This window comes from Nostoc flagelliforme FACHB-838 (assembly GCF_014698065.1).
Taxonomy (GTDB): domain Bacteria; phylum Cyanobacteriota; class Cyanobacteriia; order Cyanobacteriales; family Nostocaceae; genus Nostoc; species Nostoc flagelliforme_B.
Genome location: NZ_JACJSI010000093.1, coordinates 1 through 24,130 on the forward strand (window position 1 = coordinate 1; position 24,130 = coordinate 24,130).

At 39.9% G+C, this 24,130-nt stretch carries 29 protein-coding genes and 3 pseudogenes; 22 read left to right on the forward strand and 10 right to left on the reverse strand.

What is annotated here, in order from left to right; genetic code table 11:
* Positions 1-124 precede the first annotated feature (124 nt).
* Positions 125-319 (forward strand): zinc ribbon domain-containing protein, encoded by a 195-nt coding sequence (locus H6G97_RS28630; protein WP_338421859.1) that lies wholly within the window; start codon positions 125-127, stop codon positions 317-319.
* Positions 320-715: 396 nt separating this feature from the next.
* On the opposite strand, the gene H6G97_RS54900 is transcribed toward H6G97_RS28630, so the two are convergent.
* Complete coding sequence (locus tag H6G97_RS54900; protein WP_277883345.1) at positions 716-847, reverse strand: hypothetical protein; 132 nt, start codon at positions 845-847, stop codon at positions 716-718.
* Positions 848-1,218: 371 nt separating this feature from the next.
* On the opposite strand from H6G97_RS54900, the gene H6G97_RS28635 reads away from it, so the two are divergent.
* Positions 1,219-3,414: a sensor histidine kinase gene (locus tag H6G97_RS28635; protein ID WP_190943936.1), complete on the forward strand. Its 2,196-nt coding sequence runs from the start codon at positions 1,219-1,221 to the stop codon at positions 3,412-3,414.
* Positions 3,401-4,012, forward strand: coding sequence for a class I SAM-dependent methyltransferase (locus H6G97_RS28640; RefSeq protein ID WP_242055348.1), 612 nt, complete (start codon positions 3,401-3,403; stop codon positions 4,010-4,012). The genes H6G97_RS28635 and H6G97_RS28640 overlap by 14 nt, the downstream gene beginning before the upstream one ends.
* Before the next feature lie 76 nt (positions 4,013-4,088).
* Here the strand turns inward: H6G97_RS28640 and H6G97_RS52980 are convergent, their stop codons facing one another.
* The 3 genes from H6G97_RS52980 to H6G97_RS28650 form a co-directional block, all read right to left on the reverse strand.
* On the reverse strand, positions 4,089-4,238 hold the full coding sequence (locus H6G97_RS52980) for a hypothetical protein (protein WP_242055350.1): 150 nt from the start codon (positions 4,236-4,238) through the stop codon (positions 4,089-4,091).
* Positions 4,239-4,426: 188 nt separating this feature from the next.
* Positions 4,427-4,795 (reverse strand): hypothetical protein, encoded by a 369-nt coding sequence (locus H6G97_RS28645; RefSeq protein WP_190943937.1) that lies wholly within the window; start codon positions 4,793-4,795, stop codon positions 4,427-4,429.
* A gap of 225 nt (positions 4,796-5,020) precedes the next feature.
* Positions 5,021-5,824, reverse strand: coding sequence for a dienelactone hydrolase family protein (locus H6G97_RS28650; protein ID WP_190943938.1), 804 nt, complete (start codon positions 5,822-5,824; stop codon positions 5,021-5,023).
* A 237-nt stretch (positions 5,825-6,061) separates the two neighbouring features.
* Between H6G97_RS28650 and H6G97_RS28655 the strand changes: the two genes are divergently transcribed.
* Positions 6,062-6,601 (forward strand): DUF2267 domain-containing protein, encoded by a 540-nt coding sequence (locus H6G97_RS28655; RefSeq protein ID WP_190943939.1) that lies wholly within the window; start codon positions 6,062-6,064, stop codon positions 6,599-6,601.
* A 65-nt stretch (positions 6,602-6,666) separates the two neighbouring features.
* On the opposite strand, the gene H6G97_RS56100 is transcribed toward H6G97_RS28655, so the two are convergent.
* The gene (locus tag H6G97_RS56100; RefSeq protein WP_199349727.1) at positions 6,667-6,759 is read right to left on the reverse strand and encodes an element excision factor XisI family protein; all 93 of its coding nucleotides are present in this window, start codon (positions 6,757-6,759) and stop codon (positions 6,667-6,669) included.
* A 54-nt stretch (positions 6,760-6,813) separates the two neighbouring features.
* Here H6G97_RS56100 and H6G97_RS28665 point away from each other — a divergent pair, with 54 nt between their 5' ends.
* Positions 6,814-7,383, forward strand: a complete 570-nt coding sequence (locus tag H6G97_RS28665) for a Uma2 family endonuclease (protein ID WP_190943940.1) — start codon at positions 6,814-6,816, stop codon at positions 7,381-7,383.
* Between the two features lie 66 nt (positions 7,384-7,449).
* On the opposite strand, the gene H6G97_RS28670 is transcribed toward H6G97_RS28665, so the two are convergent.
* The 4 genes and pseudogenes from H6G97_RS28670 to H6G97_RS28685 form a co-directional block, all read right to left on the reverse strand.
* Positions 7,450-8,313, reverse strand: coding sequence for a hypothetical protein (locus tag H6G97_RS28670; RefSeq protein WP_190943941.1), 864 nt, complete (start codon positions 8,311-8,313; stop codon positions 7,450-7,452).
* A gap of 117 nt (positions 8,314-8,430) precedes the next feature.
* Positions 8,431-8,895 carry a type II toxin-antitoxin system VapC family toxin gene (locus H6G97_RS28675; protein WP_190943942.1) on the reverse strand — a complete coding sequence of 155 codons (465 nt, stop codon included), beginning with the start codon at positions 8,893-8,895 and terminating at the stop codon, positions 8,431-8,433.
* On the reverse strand, positions 8,896-9,159 hold the full coding sequence (locus H6G97_RS28680) for a hypothetical protein (protein WP_190943943.1): 264 nt from the start codon (positions 9,157-9,159) through the stop codon (positions 8,896-8,898). It lies immediately after the preceding gene.
* Positions 9,160-9,248: 89 nt separating this feature from the next.
* Positions 9,249-10,592 (reverse strand): annotated as a pseudogene (locus H6G97_RS28685) (site-specific integrase); the annotation flags it as partial.
* Positions 10,593-10,770: 178 nt separating this feature from the next.
* On the opposite strand from H6G97_RS28685, the pseudogene H6G97_RS56105 reads away from it, so the two are divergent.
* The 13 genes and pseudogenes from H6G97_RS56105 to H6G97_RS28750 form a co-directional block, all read left to right on the forward strand.
* Positions 10,771-10,938: pseudogene (locus tag H6G97_RS56105) on the forward strand (nitrogenase molybdenum-iron protein alpha chain); the annotation flags it as partial.
* Positions 10,939-11,138: 200 nt separating this feature from the next.
* The gene (gene nifK / locus H6G97_RS28695) at positions 11,139-12,674 is read left to right on the forward strand and encodes a nitrogenase molybdenum-iron protein subunit beta (protein ID WP_190943945.1); all 1,536 of its coding nucleotides are present in this window, start codon (positions 11,139-11,141) and stop codon (positions 12,672-12,674) included.
* A gap of 156 nt (positions 12,675-12,830) precedes the next feature.
* Positions 12,831-13,178, forward strand: coding sequence for a Mo-dependent nitrogenase C-terminal domain-containing protein (locus H6G97_RS28700; RefSeq protein ID WP_190943946.1), 348 nt, complete (start codon positions 12,831-12,833; stop codon positions 13,176-13,178).
* A gap of 106 nt (positions 13,179-13,284) precedes the next feature.
* Positions 13,285-14,664, forward strand: a complete 1,380-nt coding sequence (gene nifE / locus H6G97_RS28705) for a nitrogenase iron-molybdenum cofactor biosynthesis protein NifE (protein WP_190943956.1) — start codon at positions 13,285-13,287, stop codon at positions 14,662-14,664.
* The gene (nifN, locus tag H6G97_RS28710) at positions 14,665-16,002 is read left to right on the forward strand and encodes a nitrogenase iron-molybdenum cofactor biosynthesis protein NifN (protein WP_190943947.1); all 1,338 of its coding nucleotides are present in this window, start codon (positions 14,665-14,667) and stop codon (positions 16,000-16,002) included.
* A 191-nt stretch (positions 16,003-16,193) separates the two neighbouring features.
* Entirely contained in the window at positions 16,194-16,607 is a 414-nt protein-coding gene (nifX, locus tag H6G97_RS28715) for a nitrogen fixation protein NifX (protein ID WP_012407194.1), read from the forward strand.
* Positions 16,604-17,080 carry a NifX-associated nitrogen fixation protein gene (locus H6G97_RS28720; RefSeq protein WP_100900532.1) on the forward strand — a complete coding sequence of 159 codons (477 nt, stop codon included), beginning with the start codon at positions 16,604-16,606 and terminating at the stop codon, positions 17,078-17,080. The genes nifX and H6G97_RS28720 overlap by 4 nt, the downstream gene beginning before the upstream one ends.
* A 135-nt stretch (positions 17,081-17,215) precedes the next feature.
* Entirely contained in the window at positions 17,216-17,431 is a 216-nt protein-coding gene (locus H6G97_RS28725; RefSeq protein WP_190943948.1) for a CCE_0567 family metalloprotein, read from the forward strand.
* Between the two features lie 84 nt (positions 17,432-17,515).
* Positions 17,516-17,833, forward strand: a complete 318-nt coding sequence (gene nifW, locus H6G97_RS28730; RefSeq protein ID WP_190943949.1) for a nitrogenase-stabilizing/protective protein NifW — start codon at positions 17,516-17,518, stop codon at positions 17,831-17,833.
* 10 nt (positions 17,834-17,843) lie between these two features.
* The gene (locus H6G97_RS28735; protein ID WP_190911012.1) at positions 17,844-18,653 is read left to right on the forward strand and encodes a HesA/MoeB/ThiF family protein; all 810 of its coding nucleotides are present in this window, start codon (positions 17,844-17,846) and stop codon (positions 18,651-18,653) included.
* Positions 18,654-18,771: 118 nt separating this feature from the next.
* On the forward strand, positions 18,772-19,143 hold the full coding sequence (locus H6G97_RS28740; protein ID WP_190911011.1) for a HesB/IscA family protein: 372 nt from the start codon (positions 18,772-18,774) through the stop codon (positions 19,141-19,143).
* Between the two features lie 225 nt (positions 19,144-19,368).
* On the forward strand, positions 19,369-19,668 hold the full coding sequence (locus tag H6G97_RS28745; protein ID WP_190943950.1) for a 2Fe-2S iron-sulfur cluster-binding protein: 300 nt from the start codon (positions 19,369-19,371) through the stop codon (positions 19,666-19,668).
* 152 nt (positions 19,669-19,820) lie between these two features.
* Positions 19,821-20,075, forward strand: a complete 255-nt coding sequence (locus H6G97_RS28750; protein WP_338421860.1) for a FeoA family protein — start codon at positions 19,821-19,823, stop codon at positions 20,073-20,075.
* Between the two features lie 122 nt (positions 20,076-20,197).
* Here the strand turns inward: H6G97_RS28750 and H6G97_RS28755 are convergent, their stop codons facing one another.
* On the reverse strand, positions 20,198-20,407 hold the full coding sequence (locus H6G97_RS28755) for a TOBE domain-containing protein (RefSeq protein ID WP_190943951.1): 210 nt from the start codon (positions 20,405-20,407) through the stop codon (positions 20,198-20,200).
* 438 nt (positions 20,408-20,845) lie between these two features.
* On the opposite strand from H6G97_RS28755, the gene H6G97_RS28760 reads away from it, so the two are divergent.
* The 4 genes and pseudogenes from H6G97_RS28760 to H6G97_RS28775 all read left to right on the forward strand — a co-directional run.
* Complete coding sequence (locus tag H6G97_RS28760) at positions 20,846-21,727, forward strand: AAA family ATPase (RefSeq protein WP_190943952.1); 882 nt, start codon at positions 20,846-20,848, stop codon at positions 21,725-21,727.
* A gap of 36 nt (positions 21,728-21,763) precedes the next feature.
* Positions 21,764-22,903: a homocitrate synthase gene (gene lysS, locus H6G97_RS28765; protein WP_190943953.1), complete on the forward strand. Its 1,140-nt coding sequence runs from the start codon at positions 21,764-21,766 to the stop codon at positions 22,901-22,903.
* Between the two features lie 342 nt (positions 22,904-23,245).
* The gene (locus H6G97_RS28770) at positions 23,246-23,734 is read left to right on the forward strand and encodes an ankyrin repeat domain-containing protein (RefSeq protein WP_190943954.1); all 489 of its coding nucleotides are present in this window, start codon (positions 23,246-23,248) and stop codon (positions 23,732-23,734) included.
* Positions 23,697-24,020 (forward strand): annotated as a pseudogene (locus tag H6G97_RS28775) (SagB/ThcOx family dehydrogenase); the annotation flags it as partial. The gene H6G97_RS28770 and the pseudogene H6G97_RS28775, both read left to right, overlap by 38 nt.
* Positions 24,021-24,130 lie beyond the last annotated feature (110 nt).

The window sequence follows — 24,130 nt, forward strand, 5'->3', positions numbered from 1 at the left end:
GGGAGTCCGATATGACAAAATGGATAAAACACTGAGTAGCCGTGTGCGGTGAAAGTCGCAAGCACGGTTTCGGATGGGAGGGGTGATGCAGTAATGCACACCTCGACCCTACCAAGTAGTTGCTATAAATCCTAACGGCACTAGTCAAGAGTGTTCTAACTGTGGTCAAAAGGTAACAAAGCTACTATCAGAAAGAACGCACAATTGTCCTAATTGTAAGGTTAGTTTGTGCAGGGATCTGAATGCCTCTATAAACATAAAGAATCGTGGGACGCACGATCTAAAAGCTCAAACTATGTCCTCAACGAGGAGTCTTTGAGAAGCCTACACTTACCTGTACTCAGGAAGTGTAGGTACGTCACTAAGAGTATTGATAGAAAAGGTTGTGATTGGACTAAAAAATTTTTTAGATACAAAACCTTCTAAAATTTTTCCTTCGAGAATAGTTGCAACTTTGAACCAATTGTTATCATCAAAACTTTCAATTTTAGATACAATTCGTAATTTTGAAAGAACCCCAATTCGATTTGTATCGTCAACAATAGGTGCTGAACATATATTTCAACTATCTGATGTAACTTTGAATTACTGCATATTTTACTCCAATTTAAAAATTTAAATGGAACTACATTTTAAAAAGCAAATTTAGTAATGTCTACGATAGGTGTACTTAGATCATGGCGATTTTTATTTGAATAAGGATGAAGTACACGGATTATAGAGTTATATCAATCATGGGCATTAGAAAAATAAAGGCGATCGCATGGATTGATATTTTGCCATAAAGAGCAACAGCAATCTGATTGTCACCATTTCCAGCATTTATAGTCTGGTTATACGATGGCAAATCATTTGCTGAAAAGATAGAAGTAATTAATGAAGCTTCACTGGTTATAACATCATTTCCTGAGCCTCAAAAAGCCTGCAAATGACAAGCAATGTTTATGCACTATGCTTGTAGCTGCGATCGTCAATCAAGTTTGAATACTTTATCAACTAATCCAGCATAATATTTAGCCGTGAGATTGGGCTGGCAGTGTTGAGGTTGAATTTCTGTGCAAAGTTTAGGATATTTGATAGGATAGTAGGTTAGATTTTGGGACAACATACCATAAAGTTACCTTTGATTTGATAAAAAATTTATATAAAAGTTAGCCTGCCGGCATCTTGGGAACTATAGAAGTAATTCAAATTAGGATCAACTTCCAGCTTCCAGCAATGAAGACTAACTATTTCATCAAAGGTAAAGCGTTCCCATTACAGATTGTTCTTGTTGTTCCCTTCCTTATCCAAATTTTTGCAGCAGTCAGTTTAGTGGGTTATTTGTCCTTTAAAAATGGACAAAGAGCAGTTAACGACTTAGCAGAACAGTTGATGGATCGCACCAGTGAGGTAGTGGATGAACATTTGAAGTCTCGTCTTTCCATTCCGCAAACCCTTAATCAGATTAACGCAGATGCCATCCGCAGGGGAATATTAGATGTGCGCGATCGCCAAACTCTCGGCAAGTATTTCTGGGATCAGATGCAGGCGTATGATCTGACTTATATTGGTATCGGACTAACCACGGGTGAGGGACTGGGTGCAGCTCGTTATGATGGAAAGACAATCACCATTGATGATTGGACTGCCAACCTTCCTAATAACAATACCAATTACGCCACGGATAACCAGGGTAATCGGACTCAAGTTAATAATCGTTTTACTTGGGACAATTTTAGCGAAGTTTGGTATACCCAAACCATTGCCGCTGGTAAACCTATCTGGGCAAAGATTTATACTATAAATTTTCCAACAGCCCCCTACATTGCTGCCTCTGCCAGTCGTCCAATCTATGATGCACAAAATCGCTTATTGGGAATGATTGCAACAGACATTCACCTGCTGAAACTCGGCGATTTTTTACGCAATTTGGATATTAGTAAATCTGGGCGGGTATTTCTTTTAGAGCGAGATGGCACATTAATCGCCAGTTCTGGTACAGAGAAGCCTTTTGTCATTGTTAATCAAAAGATCCAGCGATTACAGGCGATCGACAGTTCTGACCCAGTAATACAGAACATCGCCAAACGCGTGCAAACTTCCGGGTTTGGAGCTATCAACCAAGATGCGGATTTTCATCTTGAAGTGGAAGGAAAACAGCATTTTGTCCATGTTTTACCTTGGCGTGATAAGTATGGCTTGAATTGGCTGATGGTAGTGAGTGTGCCAGAAAATGCATTTATGGCGCAGATTAACGCCAACACGGGCATTACGATCGCGCTTTGTTTTAGCGCATTAGTTATTGCTTCGGTAATGGGCGTATTTACCTCCCATTGGATCATACGCCCCATTCTGCGCCTGAATCAGGCAAGTGAGGCAATGGCATCTGGTAATTTAGATCAGACAGTAGAAACTAGCAACATTCGAGAACTTAATACCCTTTCCAACTCTTTTAACCACATGGCAGGGCAATTGAACGAATCGTTTACTGCTTTAGAGAAAAGCAAAGAAGAACTAGAAGACCGGGTAGAAGAACGGACTACTGAACTCAAAAATGCATTAGAAGAATTGCAGCGTACTCAATCTCAAGTTATTCAAAGTGAAAAAATGTCAAGTCTGGGACAACTAGTTGCTGGAGTCGCACACGAAATTAATAATCCAGTCAACTTTATTCATGGCAACCTCGTCCATGTGCAAGAATATACCCAAGATTTGTTAGTACTTGTGCAATTATATCAGCAGCATAATGCTAACCCTGCTGCTGAAATTCAAACCACTGCCGAAGACATGGATCTGGAGTTTTTGCGGGAAGATTTGCCAAAAATGTTGTCTTCCATGAAAGTGGGCACCGATCGCATTCGCCAAATTGTACTGTCGCTGCGAAACTTCTCCCGCATCGATGAAGCAGAATTCAAAAGCGTCGATATTCATGAAGGTATTGACAGTACTTTAATGATTTTGCAACACCGCATTAAAGCTAAACCAGAACAACCGGAAATTGAGGTGATCAAAGACTACGGCACTATACCTCTAGTAGAATGTTATGCCGGACAAATGAACCAGGTATTTATGAATATTTTAGTAAATGCAATTGATGCGTTAGAAGAGAATAATGCCAAGTGTACCTATCAGGAGAACAAAGACAATCCTAGCCGAATTAAAATTCGCACATCAGTAGTTAACTCAAAGTGGTTAGAAATAGCGATCGCTGATAACGGAGTCGGTATTTCTAAAGAATTTCAGCAACGAATATTCGATCCCTTTTTCACCACAAAACCCATTGGCAAAGGAACCGGAATGGGTATGTCTATTAGCTACCAAATTATTACAGAAAAACATGGTGGTAAACTGGAGTGCTTCTCAACTTCGGGAAAAGGAACCGAGTTTATCATTCAGATTCCTCTCCGGCTAAAGGTTGATGAAGTCGTTTAACACTAATTTGGAATTGCCAAGTTACTTAGTGACAATTACGGTAGTCAAGCTTTATAAATATTATGATACATCAGATAAATGGTTGAAGTCAGTAGTTCTATTTATTAAGGAACCTATGCAGATAAATCAGGTGATTGAAACCTACGATCAAGGAGCAGTGGATTATGACGCGATTATGAAGCGTTATTGGCACATTGAGCGCGAACCGCTAATTGCTTCTTTGCAGCTTCAGCCAGGACAAACTGTACTAGATGCTGCGGTAGGAACAGGTCTTAATCTTTCAGCTTACCCGGAAAGGGTAAATGTTGTGGGTATTGATTTTTCTGAGAAGATGATGGATGAAGCGCGTAAAAAGCGCGTATCCGCAGAGATCACTTTCAAGGTATCGAATCTCTGCAACCTTGATTTTCCTGATAATAGCTTTGATGCAGCAGCGTCGGGATTTACCCTCTGTGTCGTTGAAGATCCAGTTCTTGCTCTTAAAGAAATCCTACGAGTTACTAAACCTGGTGCATTTATTGCCATTCTGGATTACTGCAAATCGCAAGATCCAGGGATTCAAAAATGGCAAGAGTTAATAGCTGATGGTACTTCATAACTAGGCTTCCCGACTGGCAAAATCAAGTGGAACGCATTGATGGATTATGACGAATTAATTTATAACAGCAAGTTGACTATTGAAGTGCTTGCGGACGATCGCACAGACAGTCCAAACCCGTTTTTATGTGGTTGTGAATTCTTGCTGAAAAATTCAAAAGATTAAAAGCAATAGGATCGCACTCTTGTTCAATGAGTGCGATCGCAGTATGTGTGTTATTACTCAAGATTTTGTCAAGTAGAAAGAAAAGCGATCGCTACAAAATGAAGATTGACTTTGTGTAACGATGATTACGCAATAGTTAGAGCAACGCTTAACGCAGCAATATATCTGGTACATTACGGCTAATCTCGACTTTCTCAAACTCTCAAATACTTGCATAACCGTAACACACTCTACTTAATATTTACTCAATCAATAGACTATCATCAATCCAATAAACATAAGTACAATAAGTATTACATTGAGCAAAACTAAGCTAACTATCAACCAAATGTTAATTGTAACATTTATTGACCTCAAGTATAGCACAGTAGCTCTATTAATAATTCCTACAATTATTGATGTATAAAATAAACAAGCAGCTACTTTTCCAAAAATGTAAGAAAAACCATCTCCTCGCCGATTAATTGGTGTTGTTATATGTTCATAATACAGCACAATAGCTAAAGTTCCAAAAAAAATAGTATAAGCTATTAGCCACTTCTTGTTAGGCATAATCTGAGCAATAGCAAAGGGAATAGCCAAGAACAATAGAAATAATAAAATAAGAGTATCAATCATTTATAAATTTTTTGTTTTTTAGAAAATTTCAAAAAACTATTTGCTTACATAACATTTATTAAATTTATAAATTATATTGGCATAAAAAACCTATATAAATACACTGAACTTAGCCGATTGCTGGCTAAATCAATCTTCTTCAGTTATCTTTAGATTCCATTTACAAATCATCTCTGAAATTGTGGTGCATTACACTTTATAAAAAGACACCACAATCTACATCATTTAGTTTTGCAAGTGATTTTGAAACAGTTCTATAACATGTTGCCAAGCATCAGGAGCAGCTTCGGGATTGTAGCTTGGGTGCTGTTCTAAAAATGGGTACTTATCTTTAAAAAATCCGGCAAAGAATCCATGTCCCGCATCGTATCGAAATATACGATACTTTATTTGATTTTTCTTTAATTCTGGTTCAATTTGCTCGTTTTCTTCCTGGGAAACTAATGTATCTCTTGTACCAAAAAAGGCATAAATAGTACCTTTAATATCTGAAGTACGATTAATGGTTGGAGTCTCTTCACCATAACTAGAAGTGGTAATTCCACCACCATAGAATGAAGCTGTTGCTTTGATATCGGGTAAAGTTGCAGCCATATAAGCAACATGACCACCAAAACAGAAACCAATGACACCGATCGCATCATCTTTGACATTGGGTAAAGTTTTGACGTAGGTAATGGTAGCTTGAATATCGCTGAATATCTCTTGATACTTCACTTGTTGATAATATTCCAACCCAAGCCGATACGCTTCTGGACTAAACCCAACATCTTCAGCGCTAAAATCAGCCTTGAAACCGGGAGCAACACGTTGATACATGGCGGGGGCTATTGCTATATAACCTTGTTTAGCGATTAATTCCGTAATATCCCGAATATTACTGTTGATTCCAAAAATTTCTGGAAAAACTATAACCGCGCCAAAGGTTCCATTTTGTGCTGGTTGAGCTAAGTAAGCATCGATTTTTAAGTCATCGTTGGGTACTTTGACATAGGAGGTGTTAATTTCGATGTTTGTTGTTTCTAGCATCTTTGTTTCGGCTGATTTTATACCAACTCATTTATTTTGACTGGTTTTCGGCACAGACGGGCACAAACATCAGAAGTATTGCTCTCTGACTTTACAGCTATGAGCAGATCAAAGAAATTTCTAACTTTTGAATAGATACCATCTCAAACTTCTGGAAGATTACAAGGGTTTTTGATTTGTGCGACCTTACATAAAGTAAGCATAAAGACTCAAAATTAATAACCAGAAGAAAAAACAATGCCAGATCAAAGTTTTAGAACAAATATTCCAGAAGTTGACCCAACAGAGATTGAAGATACTCGAACTGCGATCGCAGACGAACATCGTTCGTTTCTTGAAAAGGTCATGGTTAAAAGCGGATTTGCGGATTTATATGACGCAAGAGACTTTAGCGAAGTTGTGTTCCGCGTTATGCGGGACTTAATGACCACAGAAGCTAGCGATCGCGTCGAGGCAGAACTGCATACAGAGGCTGTACCTACAGATGAAAAAGCACTCCAGTTTGAAGTATCTGATCTCTGGAGAGATAGCAATCCACTTGTGAGATTTTTGAGCCGGGTTCGTCCACCTTGGCAAGGCCCAGGCATATTTAAGATTGATTCCGATCGCTTCCTGTTCCGAGTTGCTAATGAAGGCGGAAAGCCGGGAACAGTAGATCGAGAGCAAGCGGTTAAAGCAGTGTTTTCTGCCACTAAAGACGAACTTTCCGAAGAACGAATTCAGGAAATTGCTAGCTGGCTACCTGATTATGTACGTCAGCTTTGGGAAGAAGCTTAATTATAAGTCTGAAAAAGTCAAGCCTGTTTGCGAGTAGCGATCGCAAACAGGCTTTTTCAATAGGTTTAGCTTACAGCAAACTCTGTATACTGTCTTACGTGAGGTGCATGATATGCGATCGCAATATCTTGCTTAGGCATGCCCTCGCTTACAAGCAATTGTGTGACAAAATAATATTGTTGTCATATAGCCAATGCGATCACCTACAATCTATGATTTCTACCATCTCGCGCCGCTACACCTTGGATGAATATCGTGCGATCGAAGAAAAAGCCGAAGGACGCAGCGAATATCGAGATGGAGAAATTGTACTTATGTCTGGAGGAACGCTCAAACACAGCCGCATCGGTGGCAATATTTTTGCCTTTTTCAAGTTTTTGCTCCGCGATACTCAATTCGAGCCAATTAACAGCGATTTACGGCTGTGGATTCCTGAACATCGACGCGGAGTATACCCAGATGTAATGGTTTTTGACAGTGAACCACAACTAAATGCTGAACGTTTAGATGAAGTATTAAATCCCGTGCTGATTGTTGAAGTCTTATCTCCTTCCACCGCAGATTACGACCGACTCAGTAAATTTCGGATGTATCGCTCAATTGCGAGTTTTAGCGAATATTTATTAGTCGAGCAGGATGAACCTTTTGTAGAACGCTATAGTAAACAAGCCAAAGGTTGGTTGCTCAGTGATTTTAGCGGTTTAGAGCTATCTATTTCTTTAGATTCAGTTAATATTGAATTGCCAATGGCGGAAATTTATCGCGGCGTTGTTTTTGAGTAAATGAGTTTGGGTTAAATGTGCTGTGCTTTGTGACAATGTATGCTTTGGAAGGGGTGCGATCGCAGGTTATCCGGCTATAAACTTACTATGAGAACCTTGAAAAGATTCTAGTGCATCCATACCATCACAAAGCAATACAACAAAATCTGATCTAGGTGATATGTGTTTGACCTCCTGCTTTTGCAGTAAAAAAATCGAGAGAAACTCGTTGATTTCAGATTTTGTAGTTCCTGGCTGAAAAAATGCTAAGAAAAAAGAATACGATCTCAAATGAATTGCACGAAGAATTTTTTTGCGCCCATCATTTGATATAAACTGTGCAAAACCAATTCTATGAATATCCGGTTCCCAGCGTAATGCTTTGTCGTCTGGTAATCCCATTTCCTTAAGTTCCGATACCGAGAGGAAGCCAGGAGGTACAATTTGTAGAAAAAGCTCGAATTCAACTACAGGACTAGAGGCATTAAGTATGTATGGAACTAGCGGTGGATATACAAAATCATCAAATTTATGGATTCGTGCCGAATTGTAACACAGCTTTAAAAGCCATCGACATAGTAAATCATAATTGTATGAGAAATTTACGAACTCTCCACGCTCATGAATACGAAAAAAATATTTATCCCATAAAGCACATATATAAGCATCAAGTTGAGACAATACACCATTGTTGCAAACATCACAAACATCTCTAAGTTTGGGTTCAGTCTCAACTACTTTATCCAATCGGGAAAGCCAAAAAGAGTGCTGCTTATCTCCTCTCGACTTCTGGAGCCGTTGATGCAAAGAACGTGCCCAAAGATGTTCCTTAGTAAGCTTTGTATCTGTACGATTACAGTATGCACATGGCTGTTGAGATTTCATTGTAAATAAAGAGACTAGTAAGCTAACTCTCTCAGCATAACGCCTACAATTAATGTATGAATTCATCCGCAGCTATTCCCTTCCCAATCTTCGTACTTCAAGCCATCAATATGGGTGAGTTCGCGGGTGTTGTGGGTGACAAGTGTGAGGTCATTTGCTAAAGCGATCGCAGGTGAGTCTGCATTATGGGTGACTATTAGGGTTTTGAATCATTAATCCCTCACTTACAACTGCTGCATTCAACTCATTATCTGCGGACACAAAGGTAATAGGAGATAATCCATTAGCAATGCAAATGGTGTTGACTACACGACCTACTGCTAGTTGGATAGCATCATAACCTCTTAAACCATAAGTTTCAGATAATACCATTCCATAATTAATGATATTTTCTGTGATTTCAACAATTTGATAGTCTTTCTGTAAATCACGTTTAAACTGATTGCGTGTTACTGTCGCATCTGTAATGCTAATACTTCCACTGCGCGATCGCCTAGTAATTGCCGCTATAATTTCTACACCAGTTATTGCAGCAATAAATGCCTCATTGTTGAGAACCGGATCAAATAGCCCCAAAACCCAAACCGATCCAGTTTCGCTAATATAACGCTTAACTAATGCGCTACTGTCTAGAAAATAAACTGCCATCTAGCGGCGTTCCTCAATGATACTTTCAGAAATAGGCTTTCCCTCAGCATGAATTAGTCGTCGCTCAGTTAATGGCTCGTAAGTAGGATGTTTGATCTGTTTTACTAACCCAGAATCGATCAGGGCTTGATGAAATGCTGCTTGCTTAAGAGTTTCTTCGTTATCAGCAAGATACTTTTGAATTGTCTGATTAAGCTGCTGAAGCTCTTTTAGTTCAAGTGTCTCAAGCTGTTTAAGTATTTGATTCAAAGTTTCTATTGCCATACTTTTGTAATGTATATTTCTCTTGTTGATTATTTTTTACCTATAAATCATAGCAAATTATTTAAACCTGGTATGATTTATCAGTAAACTTAACTTTGTTTATAAACCATTTCCATCCTCAACTTTTCAATCTTCAATCTCAACTTGTCATTCTCCATCCTCAATTTAGCATTCTCCTCCCTAATCAACTCAACTTCATTTCTCTTACTCAAAGCTTGATTAATTGCCAACTTACGCATATCTAATGAAAACCAACGCTGATAAGTTTGGGTGTGAACTTGCACACTATGCCCCAAATTATCCGCAGCAGCTTTAATTGGTATTCCCAAAATATGCGCCCGAATTGCCCAAGCGTGACGCAAATCATAAGGTTTAAAATCCAAACCTATCTTGCGAAACCACCAACTAACTCGCTGTGTTAACGCCGTTATCTCCGCATGATTGGTGTTATCTTTTTTTGCGATCGCACCCCTCAACATCTCCAAATACTTCGGATTTCTCAAATCAAAATCCTCAATCCATTGCCTATATAATGGTAATGCTTCTCTCTCACCAGTCTTACAATCTTTATCAACTTTCCATGTTAAATCTGTATTTTCTCGACTCAACCACCAATCAATATCAGGATTAATAAAAAGTTCCCGTGGACGTAAACCAAAAACTGCTAACATTCCATAAGTCCATCGCCAAAGTTGCCAACTATCTTGAACGGTTTGATTAACTTGATTACCTCTACTATTAAGATAATTTTCAAACTTGAGAATTCCATCATATATTTCCGCATCTGTAGGAATATTGCGGGAATTATTCTCAGGCATTTTGGAATATTTAGATAAATCAATTTCGATATTGAATGTAACACAAAATGCTGCGATCGCTCTAGCTGCATTATATTTTGCCCATTCTTTATCAATTTGTTCAATTGAACTTATCAGATTTTCAGCATTTGCCAAATCTGTAGGATTGGTAAATCGCTTTGTGCGGGAAAAGTAATAAAAAAAAGTATGTTCGCTTTTCGTTGTGCGTTTGTGAGTTTTAAAATACTCTTCCTCAAATTTTTCTAGTAATTCTCCTATAGTTTTAAAATCTTTTTTAATTGCCTCATTTCCTAAATATTTATCATTCCATTCAAAAGTTTTACGAGCGATTAACTTCCCTAATTCATATGCTTCTTCCTCAGCCGTCTTGAGTCCATCCAAGTTAGCGGGAATATTCAAACTGAGATTGTATTGCTTTCTCCCATTACCGTTGCTGTCTTTGTCTCCTGGTTTAATTGGTAACGTCGCCCGTAATTGCAGACTTCCATTCGATTCTCTAATTGTCACCTTTGCTTTTGCAGACTTCAAACGCAGATTAACTTTCTCTAATTCCAGTAGTACTTTCGTTCTCATGTGTTCTTTTTGCTGCTGTGCTTGCAGAGATGAGCAAAAAAACAGGCGATTTTTTAATCGCCTTGGTTCAGGACAACATTTAGATGATGCGTGAGTCCGGAACCTAGTTATGCTGTGTTTTTAGCCTATATTTAGCCTAAAAATAAATGTGTTATTAGCGAACAATGCTTATCGCTGACACTGTTTACTGCAAACATTAGGCTGTTGAAAAGAATTAAACCACAAGAAGGATTACTCCGGCCCTTATCACGGTTATGACGGCTTCGCCATCTTCGCACGCGATATGGACTTGGCACTCAACAGCCCAACCTGGGGATTAATTGGCGCTCCTTGGAATGAAAAAGCTCAGGCTAAGAAGGCTGAAGCTAAGGCTAAGGCTGCCGTTTAGGGAAATGGGAGAGTGAGATAAGTAAGGATAACCTGGGGCTAAAACCCCAGGGGGGAGTTGGGAATACAAAATTCAAAATTGAAAGATTAAAAATTTATTTTGATTTTTGCATTTTGAATTTTGAATCATATTCCCACTCCCTACTCCCCACTCGCACCTCAATCAGTAAAAGAATTCAGTAACCTTGGAGTCCAGAAGAAATGCCTCAGAATCCAGAAAAAATTCAAGATCACGTCGAGTTATTCCACCAACCTGAGTACCAACAGCTATTTGAAAACAAAAAGCAGTTTGAAAACGCTCACGAAGCCGAAGAAGTACAACGGGTTGCAGAGTGGACAAAGGGTTGGGATTATCGTGAAAAGAACTTCGCTCGTGAAGCTTTAACCGTTAACCCTGCTAAAGGCTGCCAACCACTAGGAGCAATCTTTGCTGCTGTTGGTTTTGAAGGTACTCTACCTTTCGTTCAAGGTTCTCAAGGTTGCGTTGCTTACTTCCGCACCCACTTAACCCGTCACTACAAAGAACCATTCTCTGGTGTATCTTCTTCAATGACTGAAGATGCAGCCGTGTTTGGTGGTCTGCAAAACATGATTGACGGCTTGGCGAACTCTTACCAACTCTACAAGCCCAAGATGATCGCTGTCTGCACCACCTGTATGGCAGAAGTAATTGGTGATGACTTACAAGCCTTCATCAACAACGCTAAACAAGCTGGTTCAGTTCCTCAAGATTTCCCAGTACCTTACGCTCACACCCCTAGCTTTGTCGGTTCCCACATCACTGGTTACGACAACATGATGAAGGGAATTCTTTCTAACTTGACCGCAGGTCATAAGAAAGAAACCAGCAATGGTAAAATTAACTTCATCCCAGGTTTTGATACCTACGTAGGCAACAACCGCGAAATCAAGCGGATTGCTTCTTTGTTCGGCTTTGACTACACAATTCTAGCCGACAACAGCGACTACTTGGATTCACCAAACACAGGTGAGTTCGATATGTACCCAGGTGGAACAAAGCTAGAAGATGCAGCAGATTCAATCAATGCGAAAGCTACGATCGCTCTGCAAGCACACTCTACCCCCAAAACCCGCGAGTACATCGAAAAAGAATGGAAGCAACCAACCTCAGTTTCCCGTCCTTGGGGCATTAAGGGTACTGATGAATTCTTAATGAAACTCAGCGAACTGAGTGGTATCCCCATTCCCGAACAATTGGAAATTGAACGCGGTCAGGCAGTTGATGCCATGACTGACTCCCATTCATGGATTCACGGCAAGCGCTTCGCTATCTACGGCGAACCAGATTTAGTATACAGCGTAGTTGGCTTTATGCTAGAAATGGGTGCTGAACCTGTGCATATCTTGGTTCACAACAGCAACGAAGTATTTGAAGCAGAAATGAAAGAACTGCTTGCTTCTAGCCCCTTCGGTCAACATGCAACTCTTTGGCCTGGTAAAGACTTGTGGCACATGCGTTCATTGTTGTTCACCGAACCAGTAGACTTCTTAGTTGGTAACACATACGGTAAGTACCTGTGGCGCGACACCAAGATTCCCCTCGTGAGAATCGGCTACCCCATCATGGATCGCCACCACTTACACCGCTACGCCACCATTGGTTATCAAGGTGTGATCAACCTCCTCAACTGGACTGTAAACACCCTGTTTGAAGAAATCGATCGCAACACCAACATTCCTTCTAAGACAGATATTTCCTACGACTTGATTCGTTAGAAATTGCGTAGAAACACAACGTGTTAATTAAAGGGTGAAGAAGGGGAGTCGGGAGTCGGGAATAGGGAATAGGGAATCCAATTCCAATTCCCGATGCTCAATCCCCAATCCCCAACTCCCCTTTTTCTTGATAGCATTTACCCAAGGTATCTATAGATGGAAACCATCAATCACACTCACGAACATACTCACACTCATCCTCATCCTAATTACCATCCACCTAACCAGAAAAAACCAGGATGGTTCCACAATCTTCTTAATCCGTTGCGCCGTGTAGTGGATGGAATTCAGATTAAAAATAATCGCTTCGCTCATCTAATTTGCCAAACAATTCCTTGTTGTTGTCCCTTTGAGCGACAAATTAAATTATTTGGGAAGACTATTGATATTCCACCACTATGTAAACTCAATCCTTTATATGACGAATTTGTAGGATTGCGTTTCCGCGCTCTATCTTACCTCGCCGATGTATGTGGAGAGGATGTCACAAAATACATTTGTTAGTCATTGGTCATTGGTCATTAGTCATTAGTCATTAGTCATTAGTTGTTAGTTATTCAAAGGACAAATGGCAAATGATAAAGGACAATTAACAATTAAGAGAAGAGAGATGAAAAGCACCCAAGGCAAAATCAACGAGCTGCTGACTGAGACAGGATGCGAACATAATCAGCACAAACAAGCGGAAAAGAAAAACAAATCATGCGCCCAACAGGCACAACCTGGCGCGGCTCAAGGTGGCTGCGCCTTTGATGGTGCAATGATTGCTCTAGTGCCGATCGCAGATGCTGCTCATTTAGTCCACGGGCCGATCGCCTGTGCTGGTAATTCCTGGGGCAGTCGTGGTAGTCTGTCGTCTGGCCCTCAACTCTACAAAATGGGCTTTACGACTGACTTGGGTGAAAATGATGTCATCTTTGGTGGCGAAAAGAAGCTTTACAAAGCAATTCTGGAACTCAAAGAGCGCTACCAACCCGCAGCAGTATTTGTCTACGCCACTTGCGTTACAGCCTTAATTGGCGATGATATGGATGCTGTCTGCAAAGCGGCGGCTGAGAAAATTGGTATTCCTGTTGTTCCCGTCATTGCCCCAGGATTCATTGGCAGTAAAAATCTCGGCAACCGTTTTGGCGGTGAAGCTTTATTAGAATATGTTGTCGGAACAGCAGAACCGGAACATACAACGCCCTATGATATTAACTTAATCGGTGAATACAACATCGCCGGTGAAATGTGGGGAGTAACACCACTGCTAGAAAAATTAGGCATCCGTATTTTGTCTAAAATTACGGGCGATGCTCGCTACGATGAAATTCGCTACGCCCACCGCGCCAAGCTCAACGTCATGATCTGCTCACGAGCACTGCTCAATATGGCGAGAAAGATGGAGGAGCGTTACAACATCCCTTACATTGAAGAGTCTTTCTACGGCATCGATGATATGAATCGTTGTCTGCGAAACATCGCCGCTAAATTAGGCGACGCTGATTTACAGGAACGGACAGAAAAGCTAATTGCAGAAGAAACGGCTGCTTTAGATTTGGCACTGGCTCCTTATCGCGCTCGACTCAAAGGTAAGCGAGTTGTGTTATATACAGGTGGTGTCAAGAGTTGGTCGATTATTTCGGCTGCTAGAGACTTAGGCATTGAAGTTGTTGCTACCAGTACTCGGAAAAGTACTGAAGAAGATAAAGCCAAAATCAAGAAGTTGATTGGCAACGATGGCATCATGCTGGAGAAAGGCAACGCTCAAGAATTGCTACAACTGGTTAAAGACACTCGCGCAGATATGCTGATTGCTGGTGGACGTAACCAATACACAGCTTTGAAAGCTAGAATTCCTTTCCTTGATATCAACCAAGAACGCCACCATCCTTATGCAGGTTATGTGGGAATGATTGAGATGGCGCGGGAACTGTACGAAGCTCTATATAGCCCGATTTGGGAACAAATACGCAAACCCGCTCCTTGGGACGAGGAGGAAGTTTAAATGGCGATCGTTACCGCTTCTAACAAAGCACTGACAGTTAATCCCCTCAAGCAGAGTCAAGCTTTGGGCGCAACCTTAGCCTTTTTGGGATTGAAAGGGACGATGCCCTTATTCCACGGTTCTCAAGGTTGTACTGCTTTCGCCAAAGTTGTGCTAGTGCGACATTTCCGGGAAGCGATTCCTTTAGCTACGACAGCGATGACGGAAGTCACTACAATCTTGGGTGGTGAAGAGAATGTGGAGCAAGCGATTCTCACTCTGGTGGAAAAAGCTAATCCAGAAATTATTGGTTTATGTAGTACTGGGTTAACGGAAACTAGAGGAGATGACATCGAGGGTTTTCTTAAGGAAATCCGCGATCGCCATCCAGAATTGAATGATTTAGCGATCGTTTTTGCACCTACCCCAGATTTTAAAGGTGCGTTACAAGATGGTTTTGCTGTTGCTGTGGAAAGCATAGTTAAGGAAATTCCTCGCGCGGGTGGACTCAGAACTGAACAAGTCACGGTTTTGGCGGGTTCTGCTTTCACACCTGGCGATGTACAGGAAATCAAAGAGATAATCACGTCCTTTGGATTAGTGCCAATCTTTGTACCTGACCTTGGCGCTTCTCTAGATGGACACTTAGAGGATGCTTATAGTGCAGTTACAGTCAGTGGGACTACCTTAAAACAGCTACGAGAAGTAGGTAGTTCCGCTTTTACCCTGGCATTGGGTGAAAGTATGCGGGGTGCAGCCAAGATTCTGGAAGAACGCTTTGGCACACCTTATGAGGTGTTTGGCGAACTGACGGGATTAGAACCAGTAGATGAATTTATCCAAGCATTGGCGATTCTGAGCGGTAACAGCGTACCCGAAAAATACCGCCGCCAACGCCGTCAGTTGCAAGATGCGATGTTGGACACTCATTTTTACTTCGGTGCAAAACGAGTTTCCCTCGCACTGGAACCAGATTTGTTGTGGTCAACAGTGCATTTCCTGCAATCGATGGGAGCGCAAATTCATGCAGTGGTGACAACCACGCGATCGCCTCTGTTAGAAAAACTCCCAGTTAAAAGCATTACCATTGGCGACTTAGAAGACTTTGAGAGTCTAGCAGGCGGTTCTGATTTGCTAATTGGTAACTCGAATGTTGGTGCGATCGCAAAACGTCTCTCGATTCCTCTTTATCGTCTAGGATTGCCCATTTATGACCGCTTAGGTAATGGTCAATTTACTAAAGTTGGCTATCGAGGCACGATGGAGCTTTTATTTGGCATCGGCAACCTGTTTTTAGAGGCAGAAGAAGCGAGAGTTAAACAGTTCCAAGAGTTCGGAACTGTGAGCGCTGAGTTTTGAATTCACACTTGAAATTCAAAACAGTTCAGTTAAAAGTTGATCCTCCCTAACCCTCTTTTTTAAGGAGGGAATAGAGCAAGCGTTAAATTAGCCCCCCTTAAAAAGGGGGGTTGGGGGGATCTTCCGAGGCTAAATATCACTAACTGAACCGTATTGCTTCAAAATTCAAAACTTTAGAGAGGAGAATTACAATGAAAATAGCCTTCACGACGAGTGACCGAGTTCATATTAATGCCCACTTCGGATGGGCAAAAATGATTGATGTTTACGAAATTACCGATGAGGGATATCACTTCGTAGAAACCCTCACTTTTGAAGGCGAACTCAAAGAAGATGGGAATGAAGACAAAATCACCCCAAAACTTGAAGCAATAGGTGACTGTACGATTGTTTACGTAACAGCAATTGGTGGTAGTGCCGCCGCTCGGTTAATCAAGAAAGGTGTCACCCCAGTGAAGGCGCGATCGGAAGAAGAAGAAATTAGTGAAGTGCTAAATAAGCTAGTGAAAACCCTCAAAGGTAATCCTCCACCTTGGTTGCGTAAAGCTTTACAGCCAAAAACCACAAACTTTGCTGATGAAATCGAAGACGAAGCAACAGTATGACCGCAAATAATAGTGTTAACGGAACCGCTACAACTGAAGTCTTGAACTCACCTTTTCTTAAAGTATTAATTAAACAAATCCGTGGTCAAGACAGCTATGGAGTTTATCGTACTTGGTCGGATGAGTTGATTCTCAAACCCTTTATTGTCACCAAACAAAAGAAACGGGAAATCTCCGTTGAAGGCGAAGTTGATGCGGTAACTCAAGCCCGGATTATGGCATTTTTTCGGGCTGTAGCGGCTGGGATTGAACAAGAAACAGGCTTGATATCCCAGGTTGTAGTTGATTTGAGCCATGAAGGATTTGGCTGGGCGCTAGTTTTTTCTGGTCGTCTTTTGCTAACTGTGAAAACCCTGCGAGATGCTCATCGCTTTGGCTTTGACTCGCTAGAGAAATTAGCAGAAGAGGGAGAAAACTACGTAAAAAAAGGTCTTGATTTGGCGAAGCGCTTTCCTGAAGTTGGGAAAATTTAAATAGTTAGGAGTTAGGAGTTAAAAGTTAGGAGTTGAATTAACTATTAACTGATAATTCATGATTTACAGTTCCTGATTTATAACTCATAACTTATAACTTATAACTCCTAACTTTTAGAAAAGGAGTGGCTGATTGTGCAAGCAGAAGAAACGAGTATTGAGGAACTACAAGGACAAATCAGACGGCTTAACAGCAAAGCAGGCCAAATGAAAATGGATCTGCATGATTTAGCTGAAGGGCTACCAACAGATTACAACCAACTTATGGATGTTGCCGCCGCAACTTATGAAATCTATCGCAAGTTAGATGAATTGAAGCAACATCTAAAACAATTGGAAAATGCTAAATGACCTAAAAGTAAAAAGATACAAGCCCCTAAAATCATGGGGATTGTTAATTTTGATTTTTGACTTTTGAATTCGGAGCGAAGCGACGTGACTGGAACTATTGATGAATTCAAAAAGCTCGTAGATGCGGAAGAATTTTTCCAATTCTTTAATATGTCCTACGACTTAGAAGTTGTAAATGTACATCGTCTACATATTCTGAAAAAGTTTTCTCAGTATATGCAAGAAATTGATGATAATTCTCCTGACTTGAATCAAAAGGAGAAATTAAATCAATATTCTTTGGCTTTGCAAAAAGCCTATCAGGTCTTTATCGAATCGACAGCTCACGAACAAAAGCTGTTCAAAGTGTTTAACGATAAGCCGAAAAATGTAGTCACACTGACAGAAATCACTTCTGATTAGGAGGTATAAATTGGTTAACCTAACGCCTACCGAATTAGAACGCTATCGTCGCCAAATGATGCTTCCAAATTTTGGCGAAACAGCACAGAAACGCTTGAAGTCAGCGACAGTTCTGGTGACAGGTGTGGGGGGATTAGGCGGTACGGCGGCGCTTTACTTAGCAGTAGCGGGCGTTGGGCGGCTAATTCTAGTCCGGGGTGGTGACTTGCGGCAAGATGATATGAATCGTCAGGTTCTCATGACTGATGATTGGGTAGGTAAGCCAAGGGTATTCAAAGCTAAAGAAACTCTGGATGCGATTAATCCTGATGTCCAAGTGGAAGCTGTTCATGATTACATTACCCCGGAAAATGTAGATTCGTTAGTGCAGTCGGCTGATATGGCTCTTGATTGCGCCCACAATTTTACAGAGCGCAATTTGTTAAATGAAGCCTGTGTGCGATCGCGTAAGCCAATGGTGGAAGCTGCAATGAATGGGATGGAGGCTTACCTGACAACGATTATTCCTGGTGTGACTCCTTGCTTGTCTTGTCTGTTTCCAGAAAAGCCTGATTGGGATCAGCGCGGCTTTTCAGTTCTAGGCGCTGTTTCTGGAACCCTAGCTTGTTTAACAGCACTGGAAGCTATCAAGCTGATCACCGGGTTTAGTCAGCCTCTATTGTCGCAACTGCTGACAATCGACTTGAATCGAATGGAATTTGCTAAACGCCGTTCTCACCGCGATCGCTCTTGTCCAGTATGCGGCAATAGTGCGCCTTGGAGACACGCACAATCCAATTCGATGGAACCCACACCCACGGGTATTGCACAAAATAGTTAATTTTGTCATTGGTCAATAGTCATTGGTCATTAGTGAATAACAAAGGACAACTGACAAATGACGAAGGACAACCCCACCTGAAATCAGAACAACTAATCGCTACAAATCAGGAGACTTCATGGCAGTTATTTTATCAGAAAAAGCAGAACTTCATCTGCGGGCATTCCTCAAAGGTTCCGCACCCGACGCTAATGGCGCAACTAAAGGTGTCCGCATCTCTGTAAAAGATGGTGGTTGCAGTGGCTACGAATATGCGATCGATATCACCAGCAAGCCCCAACCAGATGATTTGGTAAGTCAGCAAGGCAAAGTGCTGGTTTACGTTGATGCCAAAAGTGCGCCGTTATTAGACGGAGTTATTGTTGACTTCGTTGAGGGAGTAATGGAAAGCGGTTTTAAATTCATCAACCCCAACGCAACTGATACCTGTGGCTGTGGAAAGTCCTTTAAAACAGACGACGGTACGCCTACTGGTGTACCTTGCAGCTAACATCATTCCGTTAGTGCCAAGTCAATTGTAGAGGCTTCCCATAAAAGCATTCCGCAGAGTTTCAATGCTCTTGAGATAGCTTCTAGTTCGCATTGCATCCCTTACTCCTATACAGAAGCCGACTCGTAGCATCTCTATAAGAAGAAAGGAAGCAAAAAGTAGGATAGGTTGCTCAAAAAATTCGTAAATTAGACCAACTGTATAACGTTTGAGGAGAATCTGAAAATGGCTACCTACCAAGTTAGATTAATCAACAAAAAAGAAGACCTCGACACCACAATTGAAGTTGACGAAGAGACCACCATTTTAGAAGCAGCAGAAGAAAGTGGTATTGAGTTGCCCTTTTCTTGCCATGCAGGTTCTTGCTCTAGCTGTGTTGGCAAAGTTGTCGAAGGTGAAGTTAATCAAGATGATCAAAACTTTTTAGACGACGATCAGGTTTCTAAAGGATACGCTCTACTTTGTGTAACTTATCCTCGTTCTAATTGCACAATTAAGACTCATCAAGAAGCATATCTGGTTTAAAGCATTACTTTGGTTTCTGCCTTTAGCGACCAAATGAAAGATGAAGGATGAAGGATGAGAATATACTTCCTTCTTCCCTTCACAATCTTTAATTTATAATTCAAATGTTTTCCCTTCTTAGGGTTACTGGCTGTTCATTAGAATTATAAGGAATCGTCACATTCTGTAAAATTCAGGATGAAAGAATCTTAAGCAAACTTATGTCAATGGGAATAAGCCCAGGAGCTACTATCACTTTAAAGCAAAACCTTTCTGCATTAACTATTAAAATAGGAAACACATCTGTAGAATTAAATGTAAAAACTACCCAAGCTATTTATGTACGCATTATTAATAATTTACTACCCAATTATCAATTCATAATTGACAAGTACAGAGCAAGCAATAATTACAACGACGAATTATGAATTACATTAACCTCACTCTTTTGATAACTAATTCTAGGAGTGAGGCTACTAATCTATAGAGATGAATGCAATTTGATATCAGAAATAGAGTGGCTTGCAAGGAAAGCCAAATTGCCTATTTTTCAATCAACAGCAACTATCACATCTGATGATTTAATCACAGCATAAGCTTCCTTACCTTCTACAAGTCCTAGCTTTTCTGCTGATGATTTTGTAATGATTGACACTAGCTCTACCCCTGGTGCTATCTCTAAAGTTATCTCAGTATTGACTGTCCCAGGTAAAACTTTTTTTACAGTACCTTTAAGAGAATTACGAGCGCTAATTTCCATGTTTTTGCTTGCCAATGTTAGCTACTTATACTTTAGTAAATTAGCAATTTTTAATATTAAAACTGTTTATTTTTAAAATATCTTAATAATTTGAAAATGCTTCTCATTACCTAACGGCTATACCTCTATCGAATGAATGTTACAAGGAAGGATGGTCATGTGCTATACAACTGAGGATAAAACAATTTAAAAAATAATATCAATAGGTGTTATCAAGAATAAGATTATTAATTAAATCTGATATTTTTTCTGTATAAATACCGAGGTCTAGAGAATATTTTAGTATTTATACTAACTAAAAAATAGTCGTGTCGAGGATTAGAGTAGCCTTCAAAGAAGCTTGTCAGAAAAGTAGAGTATCGTTTTTGAAAGGACGAAAATCCTTAAGCATTTTAATTAAAACTTAATTTTAAGAGGCTAACGAAAGAGGTTTATATTGTGCAGCAGATAGTTAATACAACAAGGCCAAATTTATTTTTTGAACACTTAAACCCAGGTGTAGGCGTAGGGTTCCCTGTTCCTAAAGGCTGGTTGCCAATAACAAGTTTTCCTTTACTAATCATAGTGGGTATGACTGGCGTGGGAAAAAGCACAATCACAAAAGCTTTGGCTGAAGAAGGCTTGGATTTCACACTTTTACCTAATCGTCGTGTTTTAACTGAACGCGTAATAATTGCGCCGATGTTAAAAATGCAAGAGAAACTCGTGCAACCACATTGCCGGATTAAACGCCTAACTTATACTCGCCTTTATCGAGAATACTTTCCTGGTGGAATGGGTCACATTTTAGCTTCGTTGCACGTCAATCCTGAACAAGTCAACTCTATGTTGGTTTTTGATGGGTTGCGTGGTGAAAATGAGGTTCGCTACGCAGCTACGACTTTAAAAAATGCTAAGTTTGCGATGTTGACTGCACCAAATATGGTGCGTATAGAAAGACTTTTGAAACGCCATGATTCTTTTGACCAGATTGCTAATCAAGAGTTAGAAGATAATCGGCAAATTGTCCCAGAAACACTGGCTAATTTTGCTAGTTTAGGAGTACCAGAGGCCTCTGCCTATTTTGCTCCTAAAGAAGAACAAGAAATTTTAGAAATTGCAAAAAAACGAGTTGTTACAAATGTAGAATTGCGCGAGAAACTAAAAATATTTGTGGAAGAGAGTCAAAACTATGATGCGGTTCCCACAAAACAGATTTTAGAAGCGATGGATACAAGCGATCGCTCTCTTATAATTGATACTATAGCCAGTCCCCAAGAATCAGCCAAAGCAATTATTTCTCGATTATGCAAATCTGTTGATATAAAAACTAACAAGTAAGCATCACTAGTGATAATTAGCACAAAGGATAAAGCAGTGTCGCTATCTGAATTTGCAATTGTAGAAAGCACTCTCCGTGAAGGCGAACAATTCGTCAAAGCCAATTTCTCTTCAGATGATAAAGTCGAAATCGCTGAGGCCCTTGCTGCATTTGGAGTGGAATATATAGAGTTAACGTCACCAATCGCTTCACCTCAATCTAGACGAGACTGTGAACGATTGGCTCGGTTAGGCTTGCCATCCAAAATATTAACTCACATCCGCTGTCACTTAGAAGATGCCAAAATTGCTCTGTCAACAGGCGTAGCCGGGATTAATTTAACTATAGGTAGTTCTTCTTTGATGCGTCAGTTTAGTCATGGTAAAAATATTAATCAAATTATTGATTTAGCATCTGAAGTTTTAACTTTTATTCATCAGCAAGCTCCCGATATCGAGTTACGATTTTCTGCTGAGGATTCGTCACGCACTTCCACAGAAGATTTAATCACAATTTACTCGGCAATTGAGAAATTAGGAGTTGTCAAACGTATAGGGATTGCCGATACGGTAGGAATTATTACTCCGATGCAAATATTTGAATTAGTGAAGACTTTGCGCCAGTTCACCAATTTAGATATTGAGTTTCATGGTCATAATGATACAGAATGCGCAAATGCTAACAGTTATACAGCACTGGAAGCGGGAGCAACTCATATTGATACTTGTGTTCTGGGTATTGGTGAACGCAATGGTATTACCTCACTAGCTGGATTTATCGCTAGGTTATATGCTATAAATCCAGAACAGATTAAATCTAAATATCGTTTGGATCAACTTGGTTATTTGCATGAATTAGTTGCAAGAAAAGTGGGAATTTCTATTCCTTTTAACCACTGTGTTTTTGGTGAGAGTGCTTTTAGTCATAAAGCTGGCATTCATACTAAGGCTATGCTTAATAACTCTGAGACTTATGAGGCTATTAATCCCCGAAGTTTTGGTGTAACGCGCTCAATTTTAATCAATCATAAATTGGCTGGAAAACAGGCGGTTAATCACCGAGCTAATGAATTAGGACTTTCTTTTAATTTGTCTCAGCTTCAAGATATTACCCATAGATTGAAAACTTTAGCTGACAAACAAAGTCTTACCATCGAAGATGTAGACAATATTTTATATTCTTATCATTGCCAATAGTTTTAAAAATATATGTCCTCACTTCTCAGATGACCACCTTCTTTAATAAGTTAGCGTTCTAAAACCTCATCTTTATGACATATTTTTTATTAATCTATACTATGAAATAAAACTGTAATAATTACTGCTTTTCAATGATTTTTCAAGCTTTTTTAAGGAAAACATCTGTTGATCTTTATAAAAGATTCAGAGTTTAAACTTACAAACTTGATAGCATATATGTAAGCAAAAAGAATTTAAATAACATTTTTTAAAAAAATGGTGGGCGTTGCTCACCATTCTATTTGCCAAGCAAATTTATATTAGTAGATTGGCACAAATTAAGCTAACTAAGGAATACTTATGAATCGAACCAACAGCAAGAATTTGAGTGAAGCAACAACCCAATGGTTAATGGAAAAAGGCTATAATCCTGGCGATTTAAATCAGACAGGTGAAAATGGCGATACAGCTTTGATGAAAGCTACAAGAGAAGGAGTTGCTGCGGTTGTAAAAGAATTAATTAATGTGGGTGCGGATATCAATGCTCGAAATAGCGATTGCAACAATGCTTTGTGGTTTGCTTGTTTTGGTAATCACTACGATTTAATTAATTTACTGTTGTCTGTCAATATTAACATTGATAACCAAAATGATAATGGTGCAACTGTTTTAATGTACGCAGCTTCAGCCGGAAAGACAGAAGTCGTCAAGTTACTTTTAGAACATCATCCTAATTTATATTTAAAAAACTTAGACGATTATAAAGCGATAGATTTTGCTAGCAATGTAGAAGTTTTGAGGATACTTAAAAATGCCATCAAGTCAGATATTGGGCAAAGCTTATCATGACGCTACCAAGCATTCTTACTTATCTGTACAACTCGATCCAAATTATGTAGATGCTTCAACACAGCCATCTGCATTTAAAGTTTATCCCAAGTTTTATCGGAGAGTGAAATTAAATCTCAATAATCCTGTTCACTCTTTTATCTCGTTAACCAGTGCGACAACACTAGAAAAAGTATATAAAGATGGCCCCTATAAACTGCGGGTGAATCCATCAGCAGGCGCTCTGTATCCTACGGAAGTTTACGTACAGGTTCGCGGGATTGAGGGAGTGATAGATGGTATATATAGGAATCCTATTTGATTTTTGAAAAAGATTAAGAGAAAATACGTGCGAGGATGTAAGTGTAAAAGTAGACAATGATAAACCAGCATCTATCAAATGCATCATACCCGCCA